This is a genomic window from Anoxybacillus sp., from assembly GCF_036834105.1.
In the GTDB taxonomy this organism is placed as follows: domain Bacteria; phylum Bacillota; class Bacilli; order Bacillales; family Anoxybacillaceae; genus Anoxybacillus.
In genome coordinates this window covers 1-1,761 of record NZ_DAITON010000230.1, presented here as the reverse complement: position 1 = coordinate 1,761, position 1,761 = coordinate 1, and the positions used below count along the sequence as shown (strand labels likewise).

Genomic DNA, 1,761 nt, shown 5'->3' with positions numbered 1-1,761 from the left:
ATATACGCGGAACAGTTATGCGTCGCATCCCAATGTTTTTTCTTGATTTGTTGAATAAAGCGCATAGCTTCTCCTTCCGTTGTCGCGCGTTCGACGTAACAAATGAAGCGCGATTTTTCAATGATGATTTCCGCTTCACCGTATCCTTTTACCGTATAGTATGCCTCTAACAAAACGAAATCACCTCAATGTTTATTTGGAATGTTGTGTGCATGTTGTCGAAAAATGCTGATGGAAATCGTCAAAACGTGCTATAATAAAAATTATAAGGCGAGATGTGACATGATGAAAGTGCGAATAAACGTCAGCTAAAAGTCAGAAAAGTCATTTTTGTTGACTTTTGGTCATATTTTCTTTAGGTGGTGTATATGTCCAATAAAAAAATCGATGCGCAACAGCTTGACCGTATTGTAAAAAAAATGATTGAAACGGTCGACCAAAGCAAAGCGGAAATTTTTCATATTAGTGAGCAATCACGAAAAGAATATGAGCGTTTAGTGGAGGAGCTTCAGCAAGTAAAAGAGGAAGTACAGCGAGTTATTCACCAGACGGACAGCTTAGAGATGAAAGCGCGGCTAGCTCGACAACGATTATCTGATGTGAGCAAAAACTTTTCCCATTATTCCGAAGCAGAAATTCGACAAGCGTACGAGAAAGCGCATTCGCTACAAATGGAATTGGCGATGGCGCAAGAGAAGGAAAGGCAGTTGCGTCAGCGTCGCGATGAGTTAGAACGGCGTTTGACAGCTGTGAAAGAGACGATTGAACGGGCCGATCATTTAATTGGGCAAGTGACAGTTGTGCTGAACTATTTGAACGGGGATTTTCGAGAATTAAGCGACTTTATTAACGGTGCAAATGAAAAGCAAGAGTTTGGTCTGCGCATTATTGAGGCGCAGGAAGAGGAGCGAAAACGGCTGTCGCGAGAAATTCATGATGGACCGGCGCAAATGCTTGCGAACGTCATTATGCGTTCTGACCTGATCGAGCGCATTTATCGCGAGCGCGGGGCGGAAGAAGCGATTCATGAAATGCGCGATTTAAAAAAAATGGTGCGTTCCGCTCTATATGAAGTGCGGCGAATTATTTACGACTTACGCCCGATGGCGCTAGATGATCTCGGCTTAATCCCGACGTTAAAAAAATATTTACAAACGATTGAAGAGTACCATAAAACAACGATTACGTTTACATATACGGGAGAGGTAAAGCGGCTATCCAACCGTTTTGAAGTTGCTGTGTTTCGCCTCGTGCAAGAAGCGGTGCAAAATGCCTTAAAGCATGCTGAAGCGACAACGATTCAAGTGAAAATGGAGCTGAAGCAAGATAGTTTAGTGATCGTCGTTAAAGACGATGGAAAAGGATTCAATCCGAATGAAAAAAAAGAAAAAGCGTTCGGATTAATGGGCATGCGCGAGCGTATCGAATGGTTGGAAGGAAAATTACATATTTACTCGCAACTTGGACGCGGAACGATTGTCACGATGCACATTCCGCTTGAGAAGACAGAAGGGAAAGGGGAACGACAGCAGTGAAGACGCGCATTGTTTTAATTGATGACCATAAACTATTTCGAGAAGGAATTAAACGCATTTTAGACTTTGAACAAGATTTTGAAGTCGTCGCGGAAGGAAGCGACGGTGACGAAGCGTTAGCGCTTGTAGAACGATATAAGCCAGATGTCGTCATTATGGACATTAATATGCCGCATGTAAACGGTGTCGAGGCGACTCGTCAGCTCATTGAAGCGTATCCGGATAC

General features: G+C 43.1%; 3 protein-coding genes. 2 read left to right on the top strand and 1 reads right to left on the bottom strand.

Annotated features, from left to right (window positions below; translation table 11 throughout):
- Positions 1-173, bottom strand: a 173-nt coding sequence (locus tag V7Z64_RS13235; RefSeq protein ID WP_334110741.1) for a YigZ family protein, incomplete at its 3' end; no start/stop codon positions are given.
- Positions 174-368: 195 nt separating this feature from the next.
- On the opposite strand from V7Z64_RS13235, the gene V7Z64_RS13230 reads away from it, so the two are divergent.
- Positions 369-1,535, top strand: coding sequence for a sensor histidine kinase (locus V7Z64_RS13230; protein ID WP_297987768.1), 1,167 nt, complete (start codon positions 369-371; stop codon positions 1,533-1,535).
- Positions 1,532-1,761 (top strand): response regulator (locus V7Z64_RS13225; RefSeq protein ID WP_297987770.1); only part of this gene is annotated, 230 nt, incomplete at its 3' end. The genes V7Z64_RS13230 and V7Z64_RS13225, both read left to right, overlap by 4 nt.